The sequence below is a fragment of the Flavobacterium bomense genome, from assembly GCF_003970355.1.
The window spans coordinates 1-1,265 of record NZ_RYDJ01000145.1 but is presented as its reverse complement, the minus strand read 5'-3'; the positions used below and the strand labels follow the sequence as shown (position 1 = coordinate 1,265).

Here is a 1,265-nt window from a genome sequence, read left to right as displayed (position 1 = left end):
AACATTAGCGGGTTCGAGAAGCCAAGTAGCCATTGCTGCAGGAAGTGGGGCTGCTGTTGCAACCGATATTCTGACTTTATGGAATGGAGGAATGCAAACGCAAGTTCATGATAGTATTAAGAAGTAATTCTGTAGAAAAAGAAAATTTATCCTCTATTAATTCTCCTCTTTTTTTTCTGAAATTTCCTTTTTTATTATATTAACTTCTTTTATTAATAATGGAAAAGCGGGCTCAGCCATAGCTCCATGATTAAAACCCTCAAGTTTATATATTGTGGTGCGTTTATGTCCAGCTAGTTTCATCATCCTCCACATATAGGCGTTTTCTTCATAACGTCCGAGCAATTCCATTTCGGGATCTCCAGTAATAAGAACCAAAGGCGGAGCATCTGGACGAACAAAATAAAGTGGTGCATATTCGTCTATCAAAGGCTGTATTTCGTTCATCCCCATTTCTTTTCTAATGGTAAAATGCGTTATAGTATGTCCGCTAAACGGAATATTTCCAGCAATGCTGTTGGCATCAATTTCATGTTTAGCCAAATACTTTTTATCAAGCCCCACCATCATTGTTAAATAACCTCCTGCGGAATGTCCCGACAAAAAAATCATATCGGATCTACCACCATAATTATCAATATGTTGAAAAGTCCAAGCAATTGCAGCAGCAGCATCTTCTATGTATGCAGGCGCTTTTACTTTTGGCGAAAGCCTGTAGCCAACCCCAATTACGGCAAAACCTTTTTCTAGTAAAGCATTCGGAATTTCTTTATTCCCTCCAGAAAGTCCGCCTCCATGAAACCAAATAATTGTGGCAAAGTTTTTAGATTTTTTAGGATAATAAATATCCAAAGAACACTGAGAATCGATGTATTTATCACTTTTATTAATAGCATCGGGGTAATAATGTATGTCTTTCTCGATAGCATATTGCTGTTGCGCACTCACAAAAAATGAAGTGGTCAATAACAATAAAAATATAATTTTTTTCATGTTTTTTCTAATATAATCTCGTTACATTCTTAAATTTAACATCAAATCTGAATCGATTTCGAATTAGTCTATTTCAAAACCGCATCAATCATCGTATCCTCTTTCAACACAATTTCATAAAATTTACCTTCATTGAATAATTGACGGGCAAATTCTGCTGCCAAATAGCGTTTTACCAATGATTTGTTTTTGTCTAAACTCATATTGATACCATTCTTGAAAAGGTGTTTTTGAAAAGCGTTGAAATACGAATCCGTTCCCTCCATTTTGAC

Annotated in this window: 1 protein-coding gene and 2 pseudogenes; 1 reads left to right on the top strand and 2 read right to left on the bottom strand. The window is 35.5% G+C overall.

The features are described 5' to 3' along the window. Positions 1-127, top strand: a pseudogene (locus EKL98_RS16275) (NAD(P)/FAD-dependent oxidoreductase); the annotation flags it as partial. Positions 128-156: 29 nt separating this feature from the next. Here EKL98_RS16275 and EKL98_RS16270 read toward each other — a convergent pair. Both EKL98_RS16270 and EKL98_RS17695 read right to left on the bottom strand, forming a co-directional pair. Then, positions 157-993: an alpha/beta hydrolase gene (locus EKL98_RS16270; RefSeq protein ID WP_126563174.1), complete on the bottom strand. Its 837-nt coding sequence runs from the start codon at positions 991-993 to the stop codon at positions 157-159. A 68-nt stretch (positions 994-1,061) separates the two neighbouring features. Beyond that, positions 1,062-1,265, bottom strand: a pseudogene (locus tag EKL98_RS17695) (S41 family peptidase); the annotation flags it as partial.

Excerpts from the sequence above, each read along its gene's own strand:
- EKL98_RS16270 (WP_126563174.1), bottom strand. The coding sequence starts at position 993 with ATGAAAAAAATTATATTTTTATTGTTATTGACCACTTCATTTTTTGTG.